The sequence below is a fragment of the Novosphingobium sp. AP12 genome (assembly GCF_000281975.1).
In the GTDB taxonomy this organism is placed as follows: domain Bacteria; phylum Pseudomonadota; class Alphaproteobacteria; order Sphingomonadales; family Sphingomonadaceae; genus Novosphingobium.
In genome coordinates this window covers 1-2,278 of record NZ_AKKE01000112.1, presented here as the reverse complement: position 1 = coordinate 2,278, position 2,278 = coordinate 1, and the positions used below count along the sequence as shown (strand labels likewise).

The following is a 2,278-nucleotide window of genomic DNA, read 5'->3' as shown; positions in this document are numbered from 1 at the left end:
CGGCAGGTGCCGCCAGCCGCTGATCCCAGAGGGACTTCGAGCGGATCGCACCTGAGCTCGTAGACGCCTGCCAGTATAGCCCTGAGGCGGCCCGCCAGAACCGGCCATCGCTCGGAAAGCCCGCCGCCGTTGGTCGGCCCATGGCATCTATCCGCAGCATGGGAAGCAGTTCGCGTGCCTTGGCTTCCATCGACAGGGCCTCGCGGTGTTCCACATGGCGCTGGAACAGCAGGACAAGCCCTGCGCCGGCAATCGCTAGCGCCATGCAGATGGCGAGGCCTCCACCGATCAGGAGGCGAGAGTGGATAGAGCGGGCGAAACGCATCTAGTCGTCTGCCAGCATGTAACCCAGCCCCCGGCGGGTTTCGATGATGCCGGCTCCAAGCTTGCGGCGCAGCCGGGTCACCAATGCCTCGATCGCATTGGTGTCTCCGGCCTCGGCCGTGCCGTAGATATGTTCTGCAATTTCATGCGTGGCCACCGGCTGACCCGGCCGGTGGCTGAGAATTTCAAGGAAGCGGTATTCCAGGGGAGAGAGGCGCACCGTGCGTCCATCGACGACGGCGGCGACACGTCCCGTATCGAGGGTCAGGCGCCCGACATTTATGGCCGATGACAGGTGCCCTCCGGCGCGCCGGATCAAGCCCCGCAGGCGGGCGATCAGCTCCCCCATCGCGAAGGGTTTTGCCATGTAATCGTCCGCCCCGGCATCGATCCCTTCTACCTTCTCGGTCCAGTCGCCACGCGCCGTCAGGATCAGTACCGGGAAGCGGCGGCCCCCCTCTCGCCATCGGCGCAGGACGCTCAGGCCATCGAGCCGTGGAAGCCCGAGATCTAGTATCGAGGCGGCGTAGTCTTCGGTGTCTCCACGGAACCAGGCCTCATCGCCCGCGTCGACAAGCTCGACCACATATCCGGCATCGACCAGCGCCCGGCTCAGGTCTTCCCCGACGTCGGGATCGTCCTCGACTACTAGAACCCGCATCAATCGTCCTCCACCGTGAGGATCTTGCCGGAATGGGCATCTATGGTCACCTCACGCACCCGGCCGTCTGGTGTCAGCATCTTGACCTCATAAACGAACCTGCCGTCGTCCTTTTCCAGTTCCACTTCGAGCACTTCGCCCGGCACGCGCTTCTGGGCAAGATCGAGAATGCGTGGGAGCGGCAGAACCTCGCCGCGTCTGACGGCGGCCTGGATGTCGCGGGGATCATGCTGCTGGCCAAACGCCTCGTTCGCGCCGGACATCGCCAGAACCACCACATAGAGAACTGCGACGAACATCAGGAAATAGCGATTGCGTGCCATTCCATTGTCGTAGCATCCCCTCGCTGACGCCGACCTGACGGCAGGTGCCGGGTTAGTGTCAGGAAGCCTTCTCTATCCCGATCTCATCGAAACGAGGAGATCGACATGAGACTGATGATGATCGGCGCTGCCCTTTGTGCCTTCGCCGCCACGCCTGCACTCGCTGACCGGCCAGGGCGAGGCTGGATCCCGGTGGGCGCATTGGCAAAGGTCATCGAACGCCAAGGATACCACATGACTAAGGTCGAAGCGGACGATGGCCATTGGGAAGGCGAAATGACCAAAGCAGGCAGGGTCTATGATTTCCATGCCGATCCCCGCACCGGACGCCTGACTAAGGTGGAACGCGATTACGACTGACCTCGAAGTTTCGCGCAGAGCCACGTGGCAACAAATGCTGCGTGGCTCCGCATCAGTCCGCTCGAAACTCTCAGCGAATGGTTCACTGGAAACCGATGATATCCGAACACGAAACCGTCTTGCGGCTGCTGGTGGCTGCGCTTCTGGGCAGTCTGGTGGGAATGGAGCGCGAACGACTGCTATGGGGAGCGGGCATTCGCACGCACATGCTGGTCAGCGTCGGCGCGTGCCTCACGATGATCGTGTCTGCCTACGGATTTCAGAATTCCATCCTTCAGCCTCATACCGTGCTGGATCCCGCCCGCATGGCGGCACAGGTGGTGTCCGGGATCGGCTTTTTGGGGGCCGGCTCGATCCTACTGCGCGGAAACTCCGTGCGGGGGATGACGACCGCTGCCAGCATCTAGTCGGTTGCAGGGCTTGGTCTCGCCGCCGGTGGCGGCCTCTACTTCGCGGCCAGCGTGTGCACCGGAATTATTCTGGTGATCCTCGTGAGCATGAAGCCGCTTGAGGAGGCCTACCGCGCACGCATTTAGAGTTGCACGTTCCGCATGCGATCCGAACGCAGCGCAGTTCCATTCGACCACCTAAAAAGATCCCATGGGCGCGG

The 2,278-nt window shown here is 62.5% G+C and carries 5 protein-coding genes; 2 read left to right on the top strand and 3 right to left on the bottom strand.

Features of this window, described 5'->3' with window-relative positions; all coding sequences use genetic code 11:
* From PMI02_RS28015 to PMI02_RS15515, 3 genes are all read right to left on the bottom strand, one after another.
* A partial coding sequence (locus PMI02_RS28015) for a hypothetical protein (protein WP_369751234.1) occupies nt 1-265 on the bottom strand: 265 nt, incomplete at its 3' end.
* 60 nt (nt 266-325) lie between these two features.
* Nucleotides 326-985 carry a response regulator transcription factor gene (locus tag PMI02_RS15520; RefSeq protein ID WP_007684508.1) on the bottom strand — a complete coding sequence of 220 codons (660 nt, stop codon included), beginning with the start codon at nt 983-985 and terminating at the stop codon, nt 326-328.
* A complete protein-coding gene (locus PMI02_RS15515) occupies nt 985-1,308 on the bottom strand; it encodes a PepSY domain-containing protein (protein ID WP_007684505.1) in 324 nt (107 codons plus the stop codon). Before PMI02_RS15515 ends, PMI02_RS15520 begins: the two co-directional genes overlap by 1 nt.
* Before the next feature lie 105 nt (nt 1,309-1,413).
* On the opposite strand from PMI02_RS15515, the gene PMI02_RS15510 reads away from it, so the two are divergent.
* Together PMI02_RS15510 and PMI02_RS15505 are read left to right on the top strand one after the other, a co-directional pair.
* Nucleotides 1,414-1,668, top strand: a complete 255-nt coding sequence (locus PMI02_RS15510; RefSeq protein WP_007684503.1) for a PepSY domain-containing protein — start codon at nt 1,414-1,416, stop codon at nt 1,666-1,668.
* Between the two features lie 95 nt (nt 1,669-1,763).
* A complete protein-coding gene (locus tag PMI02_RS15505; RefSeq protein WP_007684502.1) occupies nt 1,764-2,075 on the top strand; it encodes an MgtC/SapB family protein in 312 nt (103 codons plus the stop codon).
* Nucleotides 2,076-2,278 lie beyond the last annotated feature (203 nt).

Bases quoted from the DNA above. Each gene is read 5' to 3' on its own strand.
- PMI02_RS15520 (WP_007684508.1), bottom strand. From the start codon at position 985: ATGCGGGTTCTAGTAGTCGAGGACGATCCCGACGTCGGGGAAGACCTG.
- PMI02_RS15515 (WP_007684505.1), bottom strand. From the start codon at position 1,308: ATGGCACGCAATCGCTATTTCCTGATGTTCGTCGCAGTTCTCTATGTG.
- PMI02_RS15510 (WP_007684503.1), top strand. From the start codon at position 1,414: ATGAGACTGATGATGATCGGCGCTGCCCTTTGTGCCTTCGCCGCCACG.
- PMI02_RS15505 (WP_007684502.1), top strand. From the start codon at position 1,764: ATGATATCCGAACACGAAACCGTCTTGCGGCTGCTGGTGGCTGCGCTT.